This is a genomic window from Synechococcus sp. W55.2 (assembly GCF_047461635.1).
Lineage (GTDB): Bacteria > Cyanobacteriota > Cyanobacteriia > Thermostichales > Thermostichaceae > Thermostichus.
In genome coordinates this window covers 1-21,942 of sequence record NZ_JANSHM010000038.1, presented here as the reverse complement: position 1 = coordinate 21,942, position 21,942 = coordinate 1, and the positions used below count along the sequence as shown (strand labels likewise).

The window sequence follows — 21,942 nt, the reverse complement described above, 5'->3', positions numbered from 1 at the left end:
TCATCTATGCACCTCCCTCCAGCACACTGGCAAGTCGCCGGAGCCACCCTGCCAGTCGTTCGCGTAGCGATGTCGTTGCGTGTACCCGATCCGTTGCCATTTCCGTTTCCAATTGCCGCAACGCCTCAAGTAACCGCGCTGCTGCCTGATCGCCTCGAAGCGCACGCTCCGCTGCCATCGCTGCGGTGATTGCATAATCCTCGTGATCGATACCCATTCCGGTGTTAGCAATCACCAGTGGCAGCGGTGTATCGGCGCGATTATTGAACGAGTGTGGCATCATTGCCGGAATGTACAGCATCGAACCAGGGATCAGACGCACGTGAGCGACGGCTGACCGTTCTTGATCGTACAACCCACACGACGCATACCCCATGCTTAGCACAAAGTGCTCTGCGCCGTGGGCGTGTGGCGTAAAGGCGCTGTGCGGGCGGACAAAGCCAAGCTTATAGGTGGCGTTCGTCGGGTTTTCGTCTGAGGTCACAGCAGAGCCGATGAGATAGCGCGTATACTGGCCGGTGTCAATAAAGCGCAGCATTTCAATGCAGTCTTCGCTGCGTCGGGTTGGATCAAGACGACGGAGGCAATCTCGCCCCACAACATAAACGACTCCGTCCGGAGCAAAGTAGTATACCGTTGCACCAGAAGGAAGCGTGCGTTTGAGATGTTCGAGGTATGGAGTAATAGACATACCTGGGTAGACATTTGCGAGACGTGTTTTGTCGATGCACAGTTATGATACCATAACTCGATTTATCTTTTGTTAATAAAAAATTATGAAAATGTTAATTCATTCCTGCCCGACGGTCTTCCATTCGGTGATTCTTGCCGTTTAGATTACGAACGAGACGCTGGAAGCCTGCCTTACACATTCTGCCTAGAGACGTGTGAGCTAGGTTCTAACAACCTTTGTGCACCAAGCTATGCCCTTTCCTGTAGACATACCAATCTCCATGGGCATAACGGCAGAAGATAACGACAACTCACTATCAAGGTCTATTCTTCGGGTGGGAAGATGAGTTCAGTTGTGATCATACGTGGAATGATCGCGCTCACGGGGTTTCCGTATCATCACGAGTAGCCAAATCCCTGCAATAAGGCTGATCGTTCCGGTCAGAATGATCAGGCCTCCCATTCGTAGCGCCTGTTCGGTTGTCAGTTCGGAACGCGGTAGATACCAAAGCCAGTGGTCGATCAGATGCTGGTTCGCCGGTTCATAGTACCATGCCCAACGAGGACTGGGACGTGCCGGTAGTGGCGCCACAGCAGTATCTACAATTGCAAGACGAGTATCATCATCGGTCTGACCATACAAGGCAACGATGATTGGCCCTAATGGCTCATCACGATCACTGAAACCTATGGCAAGTGGATTCCACGGCTGTACAACAACCTCCAAACGACTCCAACCAGATGGTAAGCGCAGGTAATAGAAACGTCGCTGCCCATTCGGTAATCTGCCTTGATCATAACCGTTCAAGCGGAGACGCAATTGACTATCAGGTGCTCCGGCCGGACGTTGATCATCAAGTATCAGTGTGATGCGTGCGGCGCTGTTTATAAGACAAGCAAATTCCCCTTGAGGTCCGGTGCGTCGCGGGAATATTGCGCCATCTGTAGACTCGCTGGCATAGATACCATCACCCAGTTGGCAGAAAGGTGGCGGAACGCGATAACGCCCCCATCGGTCGAACAACAGCCGCCAGTGCCCAACCGGTGGCGAGTCAGCGATAGTGTAGGTACTGTTATGGAAAGGGGTCAAAACAATATATGTATCAAAATTAAGAAGAACACCACCAAGATTACCGATGAATCCTGTAGTACTGAGGACGAGCACCAGTATCCACAGGCCTATCTTCAACTGTTGCGCCGAGGTTGGTCTGAAAAGACTGGCCGCCAGAATAATAACCGGCGCCACGACCGGCAATAAGAAGCGTGGCCCCCAAACGCCACCACCTGGCCAATGTGCCCAGCAGGCATAGAGGAATAGGTGCGAGAGGAACAATCCTACAACTATCAGAACCAATGCTCGCTTGCCGCGCCGCCAGAAGACAATCCCACCAGGAAGTGCCAGCAAGAGAGCTGGTGCATACAAGAACACACTTTTTCCCGGACTAAGCAGCAAGCCGAAAAGCCCTTCACCAAGCGGGGTGGTGAACGAAAATGCTTCACTTTCGTATCCAGAGGCTATTGGTGTTGCAAAGCGGGCCAGGTTGTACCATCCGAACAGGGCCAGACCGGGAAGCAATCCAACCATCCAGCTTAATACTCCAATGAATACGCTACGCGGAATGTGCCATCGTCGTACCGCGACCCCGTACATTTGCAACAGTAAACGGTATTGCAGCCAAACGTTCGATAATTCCCAGAGAATGTACAGAGCGATGATCGGCAGTGCAACCGCAGCAGCAATTCGCGTCACAAGTAGCAACCCGGACAGCAATCCTGACACAAACAGTTGCCAATAATTGGTTCTGGAGGATTGAAATGCACTCCAGGCATTGTAGGTCGCGCCAAGGATCAAGAGGGCAGCGAGCGGCTCGGAAAAGAATGTCCGAGCATAAACCCAGGCAAAGGTCGTTAGGCCGTACAGGAGTGCCAGGATTATTGACCATCCAGTTGTCGCACCAAGTCGTTGTGCCCATCGCGCTATGACGGCACATGTTGCCGCAGTGAGCAATCCATTTAGCATCGTTACTGTAAACCGAGACGCATAGTCGGCAGACGAGCCGGTGTGTGCGATGATCGTGCCCAACAGATGCAGTGGTATGGCAAGTAGCGAAGGAAGGATGCCGTAAGGTGAATAGACGTTGCCATCACGACCAGGACGCAACGCCACGACCGGTGCACCATCTTCAACGACAACTGCCACATCGCCGCGTTCGAGCAGGCTACGAGTGACGGCAAGCATCGTTTCTTCATCAGCCGAATATGTATGTCCGCTCATCGTGAGCAAGTAGAAACCACTGAGCATGAAAAAGACGGCAAGCGCTAATCGCATCGCTGTAGGTCCTGTTCTCTTTCAATATACTTGTTTGTCGGAGGGCATTCTTTTTTTGTGCAGCGTAGCCGACCATGCAATAAGATCATTAAACTCACGTCCAGGACATTCTGACGCAGCTCCACATCGTGATAGTTTATCATCATATTCCGCTCGGCCCTGTTGGGTCTTTACCGTTCTCTGATAGGGCTTGTGCCTACAATAGTAATAGTGTTACCATTTTTGTTATACACACCACAATCCTATACACGTTGGACCCTGTTTTCAGATAAACACAATGCTTGACGCTCTCTAGCAGCGACCATTATAATGAAGCGAAATGAAACAGCGTACCGATGCCCTGAAACTGATGGCTGGAACAACGTTTGCCGATCTGGTGGCTGAAGTCCTTGACAACCTCCCACCCGTCTTTGCTCGTTACCTGGAGACGGTTGAGATCGTTGTAGCACCACGGCCAAGCCGTGAGCAACGGCGTGCCCTCGGTCTAAGTCCCTGGCAAACCATCTACGGTCTCTACGAGGGTGTGCCGATCACCGAACAGCAATCGGGTGACATTGTGCCACCGGCTATCATCACCATTTTCCAGGAACCACTGGAGCGCGATTTTCGTACCAGATCAGCACTGCGCGAACAGATACGACGCACAGTGCTCCACGAGATTGCCCACCATTTTGGAATCAGCGACGAACGGCTCCGCGAACTGGATGCCTACTGATGGGGTAGACATCTGTCGCTTTGCTAGTATGAGGTTGCACGTGCGCATTGGCACCATCATCACCGGAATAATCTATCTGAGTGCACTGGCAATTGCCGGATTCCTCCTCTGGCAAACATTGCAGATGTCGAGCACGCTCATCACCTTCTCAACCGGCGCCATCATCCCCACCACAGCCCCAGAACCGACAGCCACATCTGCACCGGTGCTGATCTTACCTACCCCCATCCCACCGACACCGCTACCCACTGCGGCGCCGCCCGAGCCAGAAACGATTGGCTACCATCCGAAGAGTGGTCGTTATATTGCGGTCTGGCTCCCGCCGAACTTCGTCGGCGACGCACGAGATTCGTTCTTTGCTAACGTTGATATTATCGACGACATCAGTCCCTTCTGGTACACCACCGATGCCAGTGGTCGACTGTACGGTCAGCGCGACGATGAGCTGGTAGAGATCGCCCATAAAAACAATGTGCGGATCATCCCATCCATCCACAACGTCAATAATCCTGGCGCCGTCGTGCCTGTGTTGAGCAATCCGCAACTGCGCGCACGGCATATTCAGAATATCGTCGATGAGGTATTGGCCCGCAACTACGATGGCATCGACATTGATTACGAATCGCTGGCGCCGTCGCTCCGTGATGACTTTACCACATTCATTGTTGATCTAGCCGCTGCCTTGCACGCTCACAACAAACTGCTTACCGTGGCTGTGCACGCCAAAGATCGCGACGACGGTGGCCTAGGTGCCTTTCAAGACTGGGCAGCGATTGGGCCGCATGTTGATCAACTACGGATCATGACCTACGATTACCACTGGCGTGGCTCCGGGCCTGGCCCGGTCGCACCGGCCTACTGGATCGAAGCTGTGGCAAACTACGCCCGCGAGGTGGTCGATCCGGCGAAAGTCTTGCTGGGAGTACATTTCTACGGCTACGACTGGCCACCCAACGGGAACGCAACTGCCCGACCGTGGCGTATCATTGAAGAAATTATCAACGAATATCAGCCAACGGTCAGTTTTATCGAGCGCAACGCTCGCGGTCGGGTCGGCGAGAGCACCTTTACCTATCGCACCAGCGCCGGCACCCGCACAGTCTGGTTTATGACCGATACCGGCCTGGCCGATAAAATTGCAACTGTACAGCGGCTCGATCTGGCCGGGATCGCTATCTGGCAGTTGGGGTACGAACGGCCCGAATACTGGCAGACGGTGCGGGCCAATCTGGTACAAGATTCGACGTTGATTCAGCGGGCCTTGAATGCGTTGTTGCCCGATCACTGACGCGCAAGACCACCTTATCCATCGTTCAAGAATGGAACGAACACCTAAGCTAAAATACGTTTTGACGCATTGCAATAATGTCATATACGCTACCTGCATCCAGGTCAAGGCGACTTCTCAACTCGCCTTATGCACGTTATGCACAGAGAAAGTTGAGCGGGTCAGGCATCCTGTAGCCCAAGCACCGAAAACGTGATACCACTCTCACGAAGCCGGTGGTGTATGAATACCGTGCAATGTCAGACAGCGACAGAAGAAGAATGACATCACCATCCATTCAGTGGTAAACTAGAGTTGCTATCTATCGCAGCACGTTGAACGAGACAACAATGACAACCACCACAAGTGAGACTGGAGTACAGGCACATCCAGCCGAAGCCCGTGAATTAGTCGAGCGTGGTATCGCCGCCGCGCGTGGTGGTCAGCGGCGCGTTGCAGCCGGCTTGCTGGCCCGTGCGCTCAGGCTTGATCCACGTGACGAACGGGCCTGGTTGTGGCTCAGCGATGTCGTTGATGATCCTGCGCAACGCATGTTTTGCTTACAAGCCGTTTTACAGATCAATCCAGCCAATCCGTATGCCCGGCGCGGCCTGGCCTACCTCCAGCGTCAGGGCACAGACACGTCACGCCCAGTAGCCGATCTCAGCCCACCAACCGTCTCACCCGAATCAACCACCAACCCACCACCGCCACCATCGTCCACGGTAGTCACCCAATCGAGTCATGACTGGTGGTTCCATTGGCGCTGGCAACGCCGTGAAACCTCACGGGTTCGGCTTGTACTCTGGCTGATACCCATCGTGTTACTGACCGTCGCACTCCTCCTGCATCAAAGCGTCAGTCGTGCCCGCGAAGAGGCTCTCGCGGCCCTCGCTGCCGCACAGACGCAGACGTTCAGTGTCGAAACAACATCTGCGACTGCCCTTCCCACCCCTACACCACTACCCGTCCTCGAGGCCGAACCACTGGCAGTCGTTGAAAGTCTGACCGTTTCTTACCTCAGCGCAGTAGATGACATCCGTGCCGCTTTGCGTACCGCGACCGACACCTACCGCCAGGAGACCAGTCAGCCCGGCGGTGCATCGGTGAACCACGTCGCGGCGACTCAGCGCTTGCGAGCAACTGTCGCCGGGGCACTGGCAACGCTGGGCGAGTTACGACCGCCGGGGGTACTGGTACCGGCGCACGAAGATTACCGGCGTGGCCTTGAACTAGAGCTGGCTGGTCTTGATGCAATTCTTGAGTTCTACAGCACATACGACGTATCCCACGCCAACCGTGCTGCACTGCGCTTTCAAGAGGCACGGGCATTTGTCGAACGCGCCCAGCTCAGTTTTCAGACGCAGCGCCAGTTGCTCGGCGAACAGAGCTTGCTAAGTGCCTACACGATTCGGTGATCGTCAGGGATTTTCAACGGGTTCCGCTTCGGATTGCCTTCACCGCACTGCGGGCCAGAGGCCCGCGCACCCGAGTGATGTCCTACGCACCAGGCGGGCCAGAGGCCCGCGCACCCAGGTGATGTCCTACGCACCAGGCGGGCCAGAGGCCCGCGCACCCAGGTGACATACTATACGATGGATGTACGGGCGCAGCGCTACTGCGCCCCTTACTTCTATTCAGAAACATTATCGCCAAAATAAGAAAACCGTTATCCCATTGCCACTAGCGCCATGGTATAATGCGATTGGGCCACGTCCGCCCCCGATTCTTTCCCCTGATGTTATGAGGTGACGCTATGCCGATGTACGAGTATAGCTGCTTGGACTGCACCCACCAGTTCGAACAGCTACGACCGATGAACGCTGCCGATCAAAACATCGTTTGCCCCTTCTGCCAAAGCACCCACGTGCAACGTCGTTTGTCCTTATTTGCAACGCATAGCCGTGGCGAAGCAGCAACCACCAACACCACCAGCAGCTCCGCTAGTGGATGTAGTTGCAGCGCTTGCAGTTGTGGCCCAAGGAGCTAACGTATGCGCGTTATGATCCTGACCGCCGGCCTCGGTACTCGCCTCCGTCCGCATACGTTCGTGCGACCTAAGCCACTCGTGAGCGTCGCCGGCAAAGCAGTGTTAGCCCACATCATTGATTATCTGGCTCCCCTCCAAATTGACGAACTGATCTGCGTGGTCGGTTATTTAGGGAACCAGATTGAGGAATTTATGCGGGCAAATTACACCTACCCGATGCGATTCCTCGAACAGAAGGTGATGCGGGGACAGGCCGATGCGATTGCGCTGGCCCATGATCTAACCGGGCCGCTTCTGGTCGTGTTTGGTGATGGGTTGCTCGAATTTGATATTGAACAACTCAATCAACACCCCAACTATGGCATCGTCTATTGCAAAGAGGTTGACGATCCGCGTCGTTTTGGAGTGGTAGTCGTTGAAAAAGGGCGCATCGTGCGTCTGGTCGAAAAGCCGAGCGAGCCGATCTCTAATCTGGCAGTGGCCGGTATCTACTACGTACCAGAGGCCTCCCGCCTTATGTCGGCTATCGACTACATTATGCAAAACAACATCCAAACCAAAGGCGAGTTCTATCTGGCCGATGCTCTGCAAGTGATGATTGACCGCGGTGAAGAATTGCGCGCCGAAACGGTCAGGGTGTGGTACGACTGTGGCACCATCGAGGCTCTGCTCGATACCAATCGCTACCTTCTCGATCACGGTCACCACTATGCTACCGAGTATCCAAACGCTGTCATCATTCCTCCGGTTAACATTGCCGCCACCGCCGTGATCGACCAGGCCGTTATCGGCCCCTACGTCTCGATTGCCGATGGTGCAGTTGTGCGCCAGGCTATTGTGCGCGATTCGATTATCAATGCCGGTGCTCAAATTCAGTCGGTGATTCTCAACCGTAGCCTGATCGGCGATCGCGCTACGGTTAATGGCGTCAGTCAAGAGTTGAATGTCAGCGATTTGTCTGATATTCGTTTCAGGTGAACCACTATGATAGCTTACAACTTCCATGCCGTAAGCAATGGCGCTCGCGGCGAGGCCGAGGATGGCCGCTGGGAGTTGGCCTCGTCTGGTAGCAGGCAGAAGCCAGGTATGGTCGCCGCTGACCATGCCCTCTCGCGTAGTGCCGAACAAGAAACTATTCGGCGTCTCACATCTGCCGCCGATTCCGCAACGGCCCGCCTCTTGACAGCAGTATACGTTGCGCTCAAAACCTATCCCTGTCTCGTCCTGAGCGGTCGCGCCGGCGCGGGCAAAGCGGCGCTGGTGCAGCATCTGGCCCATGCAATTGTCGGCGACGCGCCCGGTCAATTGATAAGGATTGGTTCGGCAAACTGGGCAACACGCAGTGGTCAACATGATTATTTCCGTGATCTGCATACTCGGTTCGGTGACAGCCAGTTGAGTGAGGTGCTCAGCGAGGCGCAGTCTCCACAAGGTACCGGAAAGCTGTACATTGTCTATTTCGACGGCCTGGCCCCCGATGAACTCTTTCATTATGTACACAAGCGGCTCAACCTCTTACCCTTTGCCGTCGAAAGGCTATCTGCTCTGCCGGTACCGCCAAACGTTTGGTTTGTTGCGACCGTTCACCATCCCCAGCAGTTATCAGCGCGTGATGCCCAGATACTGACCCATGCGCAGCAGATCAATATCAATGCGTATCGCCGATCACTGCCCCAATTGCCACCACCACCGGTTGGCTTGCAACGCGCCGCTCTGCAAGATACCGTCCGTGACGCGGTTGCTGCCCGTGATCGGCTGCGGATGGTATTTGGGCAACCGCAATTACCCCCGCTCAATCCTTCACACCATATCACGAATTTTTTGCGCTGGTACAGTCTTCTGCCGGAAAACACACTTGATAACGATATGTGGCTATACCTGGCTAACAGCTTCGACCGTTATGGTCACGGCTTGTTTGCACCCGATGCCCAGCAAAATCTCCAAATCGCCTACGATCTGCGAATCGTGCAACGAGTGCTGGCTCGTCTTGATCCGGCCAGGACGGTGTTACGACCAGAACTGACCCGCGCAGTTGGATGTTGACTCGTAGGGGCGAAGCGGTGCTTCGCCCCAGCCTTGCTCCACCATCTCATCACCGTACCAGTGCGGCTAGCGTCGCGTCATAACGTGGGGCCAGATTCTGCCAGCGGTAAGGCAGCGCCAGCGCCGACCAATTGTACTGCATTAATCGCGGCAAATCCGCGATCAACCGCTCTAACGCCGCTGGTAGATCATCATCTGTAGGGTAAAGACAATCAGCGTGCCATTCCGGCGGTATCAAATCGGGATAGTTGAGTCGGGCCGGTAACAGCGGCACACATCCACAGGCAATCGCTTCGAGAATCGCAATCCCAAAGTACTCCTGGATGGCTGCCGACACCACAATATCGGCCTGCTGCAACAGATTCAGATACGCTGCCCGACTCTCGGCAAAACCCCAATGAATCGTCCAATCGGCCCAACGCTGGCGGGCGGCCACTAGATCAGGGGCCGTCGGATCAATATGCTCGCCGGTTACAATCAGGCGAAACGTCACCCCACGCGCAGCCAGATATTCCAACGCTGCCATCACAACGTGTGGTTGCTTATCATATTCCCAACGCGCATTCCACAGAATGACCGGCGGTGCAGATGGGTCACGCGGACGACGCGATGGCAAGGGTGGCAGATCAAGACCAGGTGGAAGCACCAGTGACTTGGCAGCAATCTGATCTACCGTCTGTAGCTCGTGGTAATCGTGATAGCGTCGGAGCATGGCCGGCAGGGCGGTTAGCCAATCGCGCCGATGAAAATCAGAATTGAAAATAACCGCATCGGCTACTAATGCGCTGGTAAAATTGATCCAGGCAAAGGTATAATCGCGCTTGCGGCCCGGCGGTAGTGGATACGTCAGTTGATTTTCGTGAAAATAGATCGCGGCTGGAACCAATCCCAACGTGCGATCGGTCAACGCCCGAAAGACGGCCAGGTCGAGCATATCGGTCGTAACGATCACATCAGGGATTTCAGCTAACGCTGCCACCTGCCGGGCCAGCGTGATCGCCCCACCTCGCATCCGCCACCGCCATCCCCCAGCCTGATTCATTGTAATGAGTCTGACCTGATGAGCACTATGTGCGGCATAACCGCTCGCCACTGCCGCGTGTGATCCTCCATGAAACGGATCAAGCCACCATATTTTCATCGTTTTAGTACTACTATGCTCGCCGACAGGATGTGATGGTCAATGGCAACGGCCTAGTGAGGCGCATTGTGATCAACCCCCGCCCTACCACGTCAGTCATCAATCCGCATCATATACGCATTGACGCCTTCAACTCCTAATTGCGCCTCGAGGTTCAACAGATAGCGCAGTGGCTTCTGATAGGGATGATTTTCGTCAAGCATCCGTGCCGCCGCTTTATGACTCCCAAGCTGCAAGAGATGGTGATAGGCGACCCACTCCGCATGCCCTTCACGGAGAAAATCATTCCGCAACAGCGGACAATGCTCGGCCTGCCATGCGTGTGCATACTCATGGGCTGCCGTGATACGGAAAACGAGCATCGGCAACCCGTAGAGCACATAAATGACCCGCACATGATTCTGCCGTCGGTACAACCCAAGTGTATCTTGACCCGGAGCAACCAGGCCACGTAACCGGGCCATCGTTGGCGCATCAACCAGACGAAAGGCCACCCCTACCCAAAGCTGTAACCCCATCCCTGTAGCCAACAGACTCGCTGTCTGTTGAAACAGGTCTTGTGCTCGCCTCGGATCGTAGATTGCCACGGCATGGCAGGCATCACACTGCTGCCGCCCATCATGCAGCTCCCAGAAGTGATTCCCGAGCGGCGCACCACACGTACTACAGCGGGGCCGGGTAGCAATACATTGTGGGCAAAACCGCTCTGGACGATCAACCAAGACATAGTAGCTACCGACCAACGGTTTCCCACAACTGGCACAGCGCGAACCATGAGTGGTCATACCTCACCTGCACGAAAAAAGCCCCCTATCATCAGGCAGTATGCGGCGGCGGCCCATCGAGTTGCTCGGCCAGCCAATGCTGCATGAGGCTCAAACCGTTTGGATGCAGACTGTGCCCAACCGGATCCTCGTGATACCGATGACGAGGCGCGTAGCGCGTCAGTATATCACGAGTACTCCGGGCGTGCTCGACCGGAATCACCTCATCGTAGGTTCCGTGCAGTTGCAGAATAGGAAGCCGTTCGATACCGGCAGCCGGTGGCTGCGTGGTGAAGGCAGGATCAAGATACCCATTGGCCGCAATAACACCGGCCAGGCGTTCCGGAATCCGCCAGGCCAAAGCCAGGCTCAAGATCGCCCCCTGGCTGAAGCCAAACAAATAAGTACGCTGGGGATCGGTTCCGATCCGACCCGGCAATTCACTGATGAACCTAATCAATAATTCAACCGCCTTTGATCGCCCAACTGGATCGGGAATTAACCGGCCCGGAGCGCCACTCAGCTCGTACCATGCAAATCCTCCCCAGGGGAGGGCAATTGGCGCCCGCGCACTCACAATATGGACCCGGTCATCGATCATATCAGCCAGTTCAAAAAGATCACGTTCATTGCTACCGAAACCGTGCAACATGACTAAGAGTGGCGCTGGCCCACGCTCAATGAATGGTCGGCGTTCAATCGTGCGAATCGTTGTCATGGGATCACCAGTTCCTGCCCGACTTGCAGGTTGTCACCCTGTGCCGGAGTAAGATTATTAGCCTGTAGAATTGCTTCAATTGTAACCCCAAACCGTTCGGCAATGACACGCAATGTATCCCCGGCCTGCACAGTATAGCGTCGTGGTCCAGCGGCTGTTGGGGTAGCAGGAGGTTCCGGAGTCGCACTTGGTTCGGCAGTGGGTGTTGGTTCAACGGTGGGAGTTGGTTCGGCAGTGAGTGTTGGTTCAGGCGTTCTCGTCGCCGTTACCGTCAGCGTTGGTCGGGGTGTCATTGTTGGTACGACCGGCACTGTTGGCATAACCGGTAACAGCTCTTGATCGAGCGCATCGGGGACTGGCGGTACCCAGGCCGTTAACAACGTCAAATCACTGATCCGCAGGGGTGGCAATGGATTCCGACTGATTGTAAAGATAGCCGCTGCCACTCCGATCAGGATGACAGTCATCCCGATTGCGATACCGATAGCGCCAATGAAACGCTGACTCATACGCAATATCAGCGCACCGATCGGCGGCGCCAAAAAAATAAAGATCAGTAGAAACCAGAGTGTCGTTTCTGTCAACATATCATTTCATTCGCCGGCATCACGCTGAACCAGGAATCACCGCATTACGGTACCAATGCCCAGCGTGGTTCGTAATCCAACCCAACGACCAGCACAATATCTGCGCCCAAGGGTTGGGGCGGTGCATCAGCCGGTGGTGTCGCAAAAACCTGACTCGGTGGCAGACCCAGATGCGCAGCCAGCCGGGCCAGTGTTGCCGGTTTCCCGGTATAATCGATCAGCATAGTCTTCTCTCGCCGTTCGGTGTTACTGGCGGGCAGCGTCTGAAAATTTGCCTGGGCCAACGCACGACTGATTCGCCCCGCCAGACCGTTCACCGGCGTACCGTTCAAGACTTGCACTTTCGCCAGTTCGCTATCGATCTGGGGCCCGGCCCGGAATCGTTCGACCAACATTGCCAGATCGCGCCGGTTCCAGTAAATGTCTGATCCAATCTCGGCAACCACGGCCACATCACGCGGATTAATACCGAACGTTGCGATCCGGCTGCTATCAATCGCTTGGGCCAGCATCAACAGGTCCCGCAAGACAGCCGGGTCGTCAATTGGCAGCGTCGTCTTGATACTGCGCCGCACCTCTTCAAGCAACGTTGCGAGCACTCCTGCCTGATCGATCAGGCCCCGACGCTGGATCGTCGCAACCACTGCCCGCAACAACATCTGTTGCCGCTGGGCACGGTCGAAATCACTCGAACCGTGACGGGATCGTGCGTATTTCAACGCCGTCTTCCCATCGAGAATCTGTAGACCGGCAGGAATGAAGATTCGCTCATACCCATAATCATCGGTAGGAAAACTACTGTCGAGGAGTGGGGCAGGAACGTCGATCAAAACGCCGCCTATCGCATCGATTAACCGTTCAAAGCCACTAAAATCGATTTGAGCAACATAATCAACCGGCATATTCAGCAACATCGCAACGGTTTCGGCAACCAGCGCCCCACCGGCAGCAGCCGGATCAGTACCAGGCCCATACAGACTGGCTGCATGCTGATAACCATAGTTATAAGCAGCATTGATCTTCTGCTCGCCAAGACCGGGGATCACGGCCACCGTATCACGTGGGATCGAGAGTAAACTCACCCACTGTTCGGTCGGATGGATATACGCCAGAATCAATGTATCACTGCGCACACCTTCGCCGCCATCAGCACGCTGATCAACACCTAGCAGCAATACCGTAAATGGTTGCCGAAACATTGTACTGGTCGGCGTTGCCGTCCTGGTCAGCGGGCGCAGCTCATTCTGGCGTATACTGGTCAGAGTGTTCCATACCCAACCTACACCGCTGAATGCGAGCAGCAGCACACAAACGACTCCACCAATGAGAACCAGCCATCGCCAACGCTGCCGACGCCGGGCACGGAGCAGAGCAACTCGTTCCCGTGCACTGCCCTGCGGTAACGTAGGTGATCGTTGCCGTCGGTTGCCACGTTGTCGATCCATTGCCATCCGGTGCCCTAATCATCTATCACTTCCGGCTCATCAGGTGGTTCGTACAGGCTGGTTGCCACAATCGGCGCACTCATCGTCAAGCGACGCAATCCGGGAATACCGTTCGTCGGCAAAATGGCCAGCACCACAATACTTATATCATCAGATGGTTTTCCATCATCAAGCTCAAGTGCGTACTGGAGAATGCTATCAACTAGCGTCTGCGGATCACGACCCTCGTGGGCCGGCCACGCCGCTAGATAATTGGGCAATCCCAAATCCTCACCTCGTCGCTCTCCTGCTCGCAACAAGCCATCGGTAAACAAGACGATATAGGTATAGGGAGCAACCGGTATTTCACTGATATGAGGACGAATTAATGGCTGCAAGCCAATCGGACTGGAGGGCGCGTTAAAACTGCGCATTTCCTGTGGTGTAATAACGAAAAACGGTGCCGGATTATTACGGGTAACCAGAATTTTCGGCCCGGCAAAATCAACCGATAGAATATTCAGCGTTGCCGCCACCTGTCCCATTCGATAAGTATACAGATAGTCATGCACAGCCCGCGCCACTGCCCCATCGCGTGCCCCATCTTTCAGCAACGTAATCGCTCGCGTCGCTACCAGATGCGACAACGTTTTGGCACTGCGGCCACTGCCCTGCCCATCAACCAGAACAAACGAAAATCCACCACCCGGACGCTCAATCGTCTCGAGCGTATCACCGCTCTCCAGCTCACCATAACGAGGAACTTTGGCAACTGCTACGCGCATTTCCAGATCGGCCATCACATGCATCCCCTCGTCTTGCTCGTTAATCTGTAACAGCATACCACAACTTACACCATGCTATAATCACACTGTTACCGGAATAGGGCCATTCTTTAGACGATTGAGGAGGACGACGATGTCCGAAGGACGTGTATTCCACAACTTGATCGGCGGCGAATTCGTTCCCGCTCAGAGCGGAAAAACCTTTGAGCGGCGTAATCCCGCCGATACTCGCGATCTGGTAGGTGTATTTGCCGACAGCGACGAGCGCGATGTCTATGCCGCCGTTGAAGCGGCCAAAGCCGCCTTCCCCCACTGGAGCAAAGTACCGGCGCCAAAGCGTGGCGAGATTTTGCTGCGCGCTGCTGAACTGCTACAGTCCCGTAAAGAGCAGTACAGTCGCGATCTGACTCGCGAGATGGGCAAACCGCTCTTCGAGGCCGGTGGTGATATTGTCGAAGCGATCGGCATGGCCCAGTACGCCGGTAGTGAAGGGCGGCGAATGTTTGGGGTGACAACCCCTTCCGAATTGCCCAACAAGTTTCAGATGAGTATTCGGCAGCCAATCGGTGTAGTTGGCCTGATCACGCCGTGGAACTTTCCAATGGCTATTGCATCCTGGAAGATGCTGCCCGCCATCGTCTGTGGCAACACGGTTGTGATTAAACCGGGTGAAGATGCCTCGGCCAGTACGTATAATCTGGTGCAGTGCCTGATGGAAGCCGGGTTACCTCCCGGTGTGGTCAACATCGTCACTGGCTATGGGCCAAAGGCCGGTCAACCGCTGGTCGAACATCCCGATGTACCGGTCATTTCCTTCACCGGCAGCACCGAAACCGGTCGGCTGGTATACGAACTGGGTGCTCGCCGGATCAAACGGGTCAGCCTGGAAATGGGCGGCAAGAACCCATTAATTGTGATGCCCGACGCCGATCTCGACCTGGCGCTCGATGGCGTCTTGTGGGCAGCCTTTGGCACCACTGGCCAACGCTGTACTGCCACCAGCCGCCTAATTGTCCACCGCGCCGTTGCCCGCGAATTGGTCGATCGGATTGTGGCGCGTGCTCAGTCACTGCGCGTAGGCAATGGTCTCGACCCCGCTACCGAAATGGGGCCACTGGTCAATGAAAAGCAGTTGCAGCGAGTGCTAAACTACATCGAAATCGGCAAACAAGAGGGTGCCACGCTGCTGTGCGGTGGTTACCGACTTACCGGCGGCGACTACGATTATGGCTACTTTATTGCGCCTACCGTCTTTACCAATGTTACGCCTCAAATGCGGATCGCTCGTGAAGAGATTTTCGGGCCTGTTCTCAGTGTGATCGAAGTCGATAGCCTTGATGAAGCGATCACCATTGCCAACGACGTTGCTTACGGCCTCAGCTCTGCAATCTACACGCGCGACATCAACGCTGCTTTCCGGGCTATGCACGCGCTTCAGGCCGGTATCGTGTACATCAACGCCCCCACTATCGGCGCCGAAATCCATCTGCCCTTCGGTGGCGTTAAAGCAACCGGTAACGGTCATCGCGAAGCCGGCCCAACCATGCTCGATGTCTTTTCCGAATGGAAGAGCGTTTATATTGATTACAGTGGGACGTTACAGCGGGCACAGATTGACAACGCTGATTAACTCAGGCTCGGGCTTACGATTCACCGGTCAGGGCGGGTTGTAAACCCGCCCGTATTGCGAGAGGAGTCAACACCTTCCCACAACAGCACACCGCAGAAGAGAAGCGAATGAAGATCGGAGAAGAGTGAGCGTTACACCGCCTCATCTCACCGCTCACTGCTCTCCACTCACTCCTCACCAGGGGACGGTAAGATGTGGGATTACCCCCTCGCCAGCGGGGATAACAGGTAGCAGATTGTCGGATAGAGACGGTCAACCGTCACCTGGAACCGATGAGCAGTGAGCAGCACTCCACACGCCCTCATGTCGGTGTCAACGGAAGGAACATTCACTGCGCAGCGCACACATCAGCACGAACATGAGCGAGCAAGCAACAGTTGATAATCATTCAGTGGTATACTGAACAGAAGCACCGGCTTTACCGGAGAACATCAGTGCGACTTTTTCCGGCAATGCTGGTGATCCTGTTGGTGGGTGTTCGATAGAGTATCGTTCGTCATCAATCACATCAAAACTGGTTATCATTCATTCCTAATGTACGTAATATCAGGATCGATTTCTACGACCTGATATATCAATCGTGTATCAATGGGGTATTACCGGCTTACCGGTACGTACCGATCTGGTTGACAAACCGATTACAAGACGGGCTGATCGCTGGGAAACAGCACTTACGGACAAGATTGTGCTCTGGCCCGATTCCTCGCGATACGATAAGCATCCTGCTGAAATCGCAAGGATTTTCAATCAAATCTTATGCAACAGGCAATTACCCATGAGCGTGCTCCTGGACCGGCCTGCCGGCAACGATGATTGAAGAAGGAGAAGCTAAACACACTATTGACCAACACGCTGTGCACACCAACGAGGTCGTCTGTGCAAGTCTTACAACATTGGCAACAATCGATTAAAACCAGTTTACGGGCTAAATTATTGCTCTTTCTAAGTCTGAGCATGCTATCAATATTGTTGATAGCGGCTTACGGTGTTTTCCGATATATTGAAACGGTTGAACAAGAGGGATGGGCTGGTCGCCAACGCGAAGCAGCTCAGTATGCAGTGCGCACAATCGATGACTTTCTGCTGCGGGTTGAAGATACGCTCAACCTGGTGGGAGCACTATCGGTTCAACAGATTCGGCAATCACCTGAATTACTCCCTGAAATTCTTAACCGCATACCCGCCTGGATCGAGATTGTCCGTGTCGATGCAACCGGTCGTGTCATCGCGTCGACCAGCCGTGATCAACCGCTTCTAACAAATCCGGCAAGCATTCTGCTCGCAAACTGGTTCCAACAGGCGCGCAAGGGAAACAATTACCTTAGCCCGCTGTTCATTACCACTAATAGTGAACCGTACATTATTCTGTCGATGCCTGCGAGTGATGGCGGAGTCGTCGCCGGTCGGTTACGGATGAATTTGTTGTGGGAAACTGTAGCGACAATCCGGTTTGGCCGTACCGGGCATGCCTATATCGTCGATGATCTTGGCTTCATTATTGCCCATCCTGATCCGCAAGTTGTCCTTGCTAATACTAGCATAAGTGAACGTCCAGAATTTCGTACCTTTCCACCCGATGGTAACCAGCGCTTCTACATTAATCGCTTTCAACAAGAGACTCTCGGCGTCGCGCTGAATATTCCCGGTACCCCTTGGCGATTAGTGACCGAAATACCTGAAAATGAAGCCACTGAGCTATCGACGCGGGCCGGAATTTTTGTCACTATCAGTCTATTCCTTTTTGGTGCGCTCATCCTGCTGAGCATAAATTATCTGCTCGATCGCTTCATCTTCCGCGTTCTGGATGCACTCCGACAAGGTGCTGAACGAGTTGGTAGCGGTGACCTCACCCACCCGCTGGTCGTCCCGCCTGAGTATGAACTGGCTCAGGTCGCCAGTGCATTCAACACGATGATGCAACAGTTGCATGCCCGCAACCTTGAAATTACCCGCCAGACAGAAAGTCTGAAAACCGAGATCCAGCAACGTCGCCGGATCGAGCAAGAGCTGATAAGGGCACGCGATGCTGCTGAAGCAGCTTCACGAGCGAAAAGTACCTTTCTTGCCACAATGAGCCACGAGTTGCGTACTCCCTTGACCGCAATTATCGGCTACAGCCAGCTCCTAGAACAGTTAATCGGTCAGGGTATCTATGATACGGTTGCACACGATGTCGGACGTATTCGTGCTGCCGGTACGCATCTCCTTGCCCTTATTAACGATATTCTTGATATTTCCCGAATCGAAGCTGGTCGAATGACGGTCAGCATCGAATATGCCGATGTAGCAGATTTGGTGCGCTCTGCCGTAAATACGGTTCTGCCCCAAATCGAGAAGAATCGGAATCGCCTCCAGATCAATTGTCCACCAGATATTGGTATTCTAAACAGTGATGCGACCAAGGTGCGTCAGGCATTGATAAATCTGTTAAGTAATGCCGCAAAATTTACTGAAAATGGTGAGATAACCCTAACCGTTAGTCACTATTATGAGAATGCGCAGAAGTGGTTCCGCTTTACCGTTTCTGATACCGGTATTGGCATCCCTGCTGATAAACTAGATAAGCTGTTCAAAGCGTTTTCGCAGGTTGATGATACACCCACCCGAAAATACGGTGGCACCGGCCTGGGTCTGGCCTTGAGTCAGCGTTTATGTGCGCTTATCGGTGGCAGAATTACGGTCGAAAGCACTGTTGGATTCGGATCAACATTTACAATCGAAGTCCCTGCCGAACTTAATGCAATCTCTTCGACATCAGACCTGGACGCGCCCAGTCTTTCTGCAATCCCAGCACCAATCACGACTGACAAGACCGCCTCGACAGTAACGGCCAAAAATGCTGTTTTACTGATTATCGACGATGATCCAACAATGAGCGATATGTTGCGTCGACTCATACCGGCTACTGAAGCGACTATCGTTACTGCTGAGACCGGTACTGAAGGTCTGCAACTGGCTGCCGCTCTCATCCCTGAGGTGATCGTCCTCGATCTAAAATTACCCGATTTGCACGGCCTCGAAGTGTTGGCGCGGCTGCGTGAAAACCCAGAGCTATCTCATATCCCAATCGTTGTGCTAACGATTGATGACCAGGCTCAGCACGGTCTGACCCTCTCAGTCGACGAATATTTGGTCAAGCCTGTCGAGCCGAACAGATTGATCAGCATTGTTAGACGTTTCTACCAACCCAAAGCCGAAGTTTCAACACCACATATTTTGCTGGTTGAAGATGATACGGCACTCGCCGAATTGTTCGCCCAAACCCTGCGAACCGTCGGCTGGTCGGTAGAGGTCGCCTCCGATGGCGAAACCGGTCTTACTGCTGCGCTAAGCCGACCACCGGCCCTGATATTGCTTGATTATATGTTGCCCGGTATGGATGGACTACAATTGCTTGAACAGTTACGAAGCCATCCTCACGGGAAGAATATTCCGGTGATCTTGATGACGGCCCATGAGCTAACCGCTGATGAACGACAACAACTGGCAGTCAGTGTGAGCATGATTCAACGCAAAGCAGAATTAAACCTGGAGCAAATGATCGATCATTTGCGACGGCTACTGTCCCAAAACAAGTCTCTACTCATAGAACAGTAACAAGGCAGGGTAAACAATGGCAAAAATTCTTATCGTAGAAGATGATGCTAATAATCGCGATCTGATCGCACGATTAGTAGAATTGATGGGGCACGAACCAATTCTGGCAGCCGATGGCGCTCAGGGTGTCGCCCTCGCCCGTAGCGCGCAGCCTGATCTGATTGTAATGGATATGGGATTACCCGTGCTCAACGGATGGCAGGCCACCCACCGTATCAAATCGCAACCGGCCACCAGGCATATTCCGATCCTGGCATTGACTGCTTACGCCCTCACCGAAGATCGGACACGCTCACTGGATGCTGGTTGTGATGACTTTGAGACTAAACCGATTGACTTTAACCGATTCCGAGAAAAAGTTGAAGCACTCCTTCGTCAGCGCGGAAAAGAACCCACAGCTCCGTAGCTGCGTAGAAGCTCGTGATGACACTATTGAAGCGTCAAGACATCGAATGGAACCCGAAGCTGAGAACACAGAAAAGCACTAACCGGTGCAGATCATACTTGCACAGCGTTACACAATGTGGTAATATCGCAACCGCAAGGGCAGGTCGCATAGTTGGTCTAGTGCGCGGCACTGGAAATGCCGTACAGCGGAAACGCTGTCGTGGGTTCGAATCCCACCCTGCCCGCCAGTTGGTCTCTTCCACCACTTGCTATCCCAACAATCGCTGAGGAACTGACAAGAGGCGTGCATAAAGATACGTTTCCTGGCATTGTGACGCGCAATTTGCTATTTTGCATCACCCTATACCCCACTGGTTAGCGCGTTCCTACCCAACTCACCCGGCTTACCGCCGCACACTCTCTTCATTACATCAATACATGCGGGTTGAAAACCTCCCACATCAGGATCAGCATCCCGATATATCCGTTACCAGACCAATAGTGTAACTGCCAGATACAAGAGAATCCCGCCAATATGCAAACTTACAATACCCCAAAAATATCTGGCATACGAAGACTTACTAATTTTATGTCGAAAAATCTGCTGCGCAAGCAGCGCACCAGGCCATCCCCCTAACAGCTCCCATGCAGAGTCTGTTCGCGGATACGCCAAACTCCAAATTGTGCTCGCCGCTTATCTTCCTGGTATAACATCAGCGTCACTGCACTACACGCCAGATACCACCCAATAACCCATGATGGCATTACCATTGCGAATACTGCAAGCCCCAACAAGATCACAAATGCGCCAACGACCAACAAGGCCAACACGGTATCAAAACTAGAAACCGATCCGACAATCTGTGGCGCTGCCGACTGTGTTCGTACATTGACTGCCCGTAATCGCCCCTGAGCATCGAGCTGAACAGTAAATTTGACCGTTTCACCTGGATGCGGCTGCCAGTTGCGGTCGAAGGTATCGCGAATATGAAAAAAGATGTCACCTTGATGACTTGGTGAAGTGATAAAGCCGTATCCTTCTTTCTGCTTCCAACTGGCAACTCTGCCGAAGTAACTTTGATCGTTCATAGGAACTTGCCAACGTGATCAGCAACGAATATGACCTGTTTAGTATACTATATTGCACATATTACCAGATTCCTGAAGACCAACACAATTTACAAAACATCAAACCCTCCTTTCCTCAGCGACGCTGTCACGCAGGGCTTCACCTCGCATGGGCTATGGGCGCAAGCCTTTGCCGTAACCACGGAAGTCCTACAGGGACAATAGGTTTTCCCGGCGATAAGACCCGTTGCTGTTTCATTCTTCTAAACCCTGCAAGCGCCGCAGCTCGACTTCAAGCTGGCGCAGACGGGCTTCAAGCTCGGCTCGCGCCGCTGCTTCCCGTTGCGCCTGTTCTTCCGCTGCTCGCGCTCGCGCTTCGGCTTCCGCCCGCGCTGCTGCTTCGCGTCGAGCCTGTTCTTCTGCCTCGGCCCGCGCTGCCGCTTCCCGTCGGGCCTGTTCTTCTGCCTCGGCCCGCGCTGCCGCTTCCCGTCGCGCTTGTTCCGCTGCCGCACGTGCCAGCGCTTCTGCCTCCGCCCGCGCTGCCGCTTCCTGTCGCGCTCGCGCCTCAGCTTCCGCCGCCTGCTGCACCACCGTCGCGTAGTCACCAAACGCCGTGCCGTCGTCGGTGTAGCAAACCACGTGGTCGCCTTCCACCCCTAGCCACAGCCCGGCAACCTCCAGATACACCCATCCCCGCGCATCGGGCGGCTGGAGCCGGTAGGTGTCCCCCACCAGCCGGTAATCGAGCAACCGGAGCTGCCGCTCCCCCCGCCGTCCAATGTTGTCCACAATCACATACTGCGCCACCCCCGCCCGTGCGTAGTG

Annotated in this window: 17 protein-coding genes, 1 tRNA gene and 2 pseudogenes; 10 read left to right on the top strand and 10 right to left on the bottom strand. The window is 54.2% G+C overall.

The window, feature by feature from the left end; all coding sequences use genetic code 11:
* Positions 1–4: 4 nt before the first annotated feature.
* A complete protein-coding gene (locus tag NW828_RS08855) occupies positions 5–691 on the bottom strand; it encodes a cupin domain-containing protein (RefSeq protein WP_414383299.1) in 687 nt (228 codons plus the stop codon).
* Positions 692–1,021: 330 nt separating this feature from the next.
* Complete coding sequence (locus NW828_RS08850; protein ID WP_414383297.1) at positions 1,022–3,001, bottom strand: hypothetical protein; 1,980 nt, start codon at positions 2,999–3,001, stop codon at positions 1,022–1,024.
* A gap of 319 nt (positions 3,002–3,320) precedes the next feature.
* Here NW828_RS08850 and NW828_RS08845 point away from each other — a divergent pair, with 319 nt between their 5' ends.
* The 6 genes from NW828_RS08845 (at position 3,321) to NW828_RS08820 (ending at position 9,016) form a co-directional block, all read left to right on the top strand.
* Positions 3,321–3,716 (top strand): metallopeptidase family protein, encoded by a 396-nt coding sequence (locus NW828_RS08845; RefSeq protein WP_414383295.1) that lies wholly within the window; start codon positions 3,321–3,323, stop codon positions 3,714–3,716.
* A 40-nt stretch (positions 3,717–3,756) separates the two neighbouring features.
* Entirely contained in the window at positions 3,757–5,004 is a 1,248-nt protein-coding gene (locus tag NW828_RS08840) for a glycosyl hydrolase family 18 protein (protein WP_031461188.1), read from the top strand.
* A 314-nt stretch (positions 5,005–5,318) separates the two neighbouring features.
* Positions 5,319–6,401, top strand: coding sequence for a hypothetical protein (locus tag NW828_RS08835; RefSeq protein WP_414383293.1), 1,083 nt, complete (start codon positions 5,319–5,321; stop codon positions 6,399–6,401).
* 338 nt (positions 6,402–6,739) lie between these two features.
* Positions 6,740–6,973 (top strand): FmdB family zinc ribbon protein, encoded by a 234-nt coding sequence (locus NW828_RS08830; RefSeq protein WP_081910052.1) that lies wholly within the window; start codon positions 6,740–6,742, stop codon positions 6,971–6,973.
* 3 nt (positions 6,974–6,976) lie between these two features.
* Entirely contained in the window at positions 6,977–7,951 is a 975-nt protein-coding gene (locus NW828_RS08825; protein ID WP_031460639.1) for a sugar phosphate nucleotidyltransferase, read from the top strand.
* A 6-nt stretch (positions 7,952–7,957) separates the two neighbouring features.
* A complete protein-coding gene (locus NW828_RS08820) occupies positions 7,958–9,016 on the top strand; it encodes a hypothetical protein (RefSeq protein ID WP_414383290.1) in 1,059 nt (352 codons plus the stop codon).
* Between the two features lie 49 nt (positions 9,017–9,065).
* On the opposite strand, the gene NW828_RS08815 is transcribed toward NW828_RS08820, so the two are convergent.
* From NW828_RS08815 to NW828_RS08790, 6 genes are all read right to left on the bottom strand, one after another.
* Complete coding sequence (locus NW828_RS08815; RefSeq protein ID WP_414383289.1) at positions 9,066–10,157, bottom strand: DUF3524 domain-containing protein; 1,092 nt, start codon at positions 10,155–10,157, stop codon at positions 9,066–9,068.
* Between the two features lie 92 nt (positions 10,158–10,249).
* Positions 10,250–10,651 carry a protein DA1 gene (locus NW828_RS08810; protein ID WP_414383287.1) on the bottom strand — a complete coding sequence of 134 codons (402 nt, stop codon included), beginning with the start codon at positions 10,649–10,651 and terminating at the stop codon, positions 10,250–10,252.
* A 322-nt stretch (positions 10,652–10,973) separates the two neighbouring features.
* Entirely contained in the window at positions 10,974–11,639 is a 666-nt protein-coding gene (locus NW828_RS08805; RefSeq protein WP_031460635.1) for an alpha/beta hydrolase, read from the bottom strand.
* A complete protein-coding gene (locus tag NW828_RS08800) occupies positions 11,636–12,226 on the bottom strand; it encodes a LysM peptidoglycan-binding domain-containing protein (RefSeq protein WP_414383285.1) in 591 nt (196 codons plus the stop codon). Before NW828_RS08800 ends, NW828_RS08805 begins: the two co-directional genes overlap by 4 nt.
* 44 nt (positions 12,227–12,270) lie before the next feature.
* Entirely contained in the window at positions 12,271–13,533 is a 1,263-nt protein-coding gene (locus tag NW828_RS08795) for an LCP family protein (protein WP_414383283.1), read from the bottom strand.
* A gap of 152 nt (positions 13,534–13,685) precedes the next feature.
* A complete protein-coding gene (locus NW828_RS08790; RefSeq protein ID WP_414383281.1) occupies positions 13,686–14,492 on the bottom strand; it encodes a PP2C family protein-serine/threonine phosphatase in 807 nt (268 codons plus the stop codon).
* Between the two features lie 76 nt (positions 14,493–14,568).
* Between NW828_RS08790 and NW828_RS08785 the strand changes: the two genes are divergently transcribed.
* The 4 genes from NW828_RS08785 (at position 14,569) to NW828_RS08770 (ending at position 20,297) form a co-directional block, all read left to right on the top strand.
* On the top strand, positions 14,569–16,065 hold the full coding sequence (locus tag NW828_RS08785; RefSeq protein WP_031460631.1) for an aldehyde dehydrogenase family protein: 1,497 nt from the start codon (positions 14,569–14,571) through the stop codon (positions 16,063–16,065).
* A gap of 876 nt (positions 16,066–16,941) precedes the next feature.
* Positions 16,942–19,662 (top strand): response regulator, encoded by a 2,721-nt coding sequence (locus NW828_RS08780; RefSeq protein WP_414383279.1) that lies wholly within the window; start codon positions 16,942–16,944, stop codon positions 19,660–19,662.
* Between the two features lie 16 nt (positions 19,663–19,678).
* A complete protein-coding gene (locus NW828_RS08775) occupies positions 19,679–20,068 on the top strand; it encodes a response regulator (RefSeq protein ID WP_031460628.1) in 390 nt (129 codons plus the stop codon).
* Between the two features lie 138 nt (positions 20,069–20,206).
* Positions 20,207–20,297, top strand: a tRNA-Ser gene (locus NW828_RS08770).
* A gap of 239 nt (positions 20,298–20,536) precedes the next feature.
* Here the strand turns inward: NW828_RS08770 and NW828_RS08765 are convergent.
* Positions 20,537–21,138, bottom strand: a pseudogene (locus NW828_RS08765) (DUF1294 domain-containing protein).
* A gap of 234 nt (positions 21,139–21,372) precedes the next feature.
* Positions 21,373–21,942, bottom strand: a pseudogene (locus tag NW828_RS08760) (hypothetical protein); the annotation flags it as partial.

Excerpts from the sequence above, each read along its gene's own strand:
- NW828_RS08800 (WP_414383285.1), bottom strand. The coding sequence starts at position 12,226 with ATGTTGACAGAAACGACACTCTGGTTTCTACTGATCTTTATTTTTTTG.
- NW828_RS08850 (WP_414383297.1), bottom strand. The coding sequence starts at position 3,001 with ATGCGATTAGCGCTTGCCGTCTTTTTCATGCTCAGTGGTTTCTACTTG.
- NW828_RS08845 (WP_414383295.1), top strand. The coding sequence starts at position 3,321 with ATGAAACAGCGTACCGATGCCCTGAAACTGATGGCTGGAACAACGTTT.
- NW828_RS08820 (WP_414383290.1), top strand. The coding sequence starts at position 7,958 with ATGATAGCTTACAACTTCCATGCCGTAAGCAATGGCGCTCGCGGCGAG.
- NW828_RS08785 (WP_031460631.1), top strand. The coding sequence starts at position 14,569 with ATGTCCGAAGGACGTGTATTCCACAACTTGATCGGCGGCGAATTCGTT.
- NW828_RS08825 (WP_031460639.1), top strand. The coding sequence starts at position 6,977 with ATGCGCGTTATGATCCTGACCGCCGGCCTCGGTACTCGCCTCCGTCCG.
- NW828_RS08830 (WP_081910052.1), top strand. The coding sequence starts at position 6,740 with ATGCCGATGTACGAGTATAGCTGCTTGGACTGCACCCACCAGTTCGAA.
- NW828_RS08805 (WP_031460635.1), bottom strand. The coding sequence starts at position 11,639 with ATGACAACGATTCGCACGATTGAACGCCGACCATTCATTGAGCGTGGG.
- NW828_RS08815 (WP_414383289.1), bottom strand. The coding sequence starts at position 10,157 with ATGAAAATATGGTGGCTTGATCCGTTTCATGGAGGATCACACGCGGCA.
- NW828_RS08855 (WP_414383299.1), bottom strand. The coding sequence starts at position 691 with ATGTCTATTACTCCATACCTCGAACATCTCAAACGCACGCTTCCTTCT.
- NW828_RS08790 (WP_414383281.1), bottom strand. The coding sequence starts at position 14,492 with ATGCTGTTACAGATTAACGAGCAAGACGAGGGGATGCATGTGATGGCC.
- NW828_RS08775 (WP_031460628.1), top strand. The coding sequence starts at position 19,679 with ATGGCAAAAATTCTTATCGTAGAAGATGATGCTAATAATCGCGATCTG.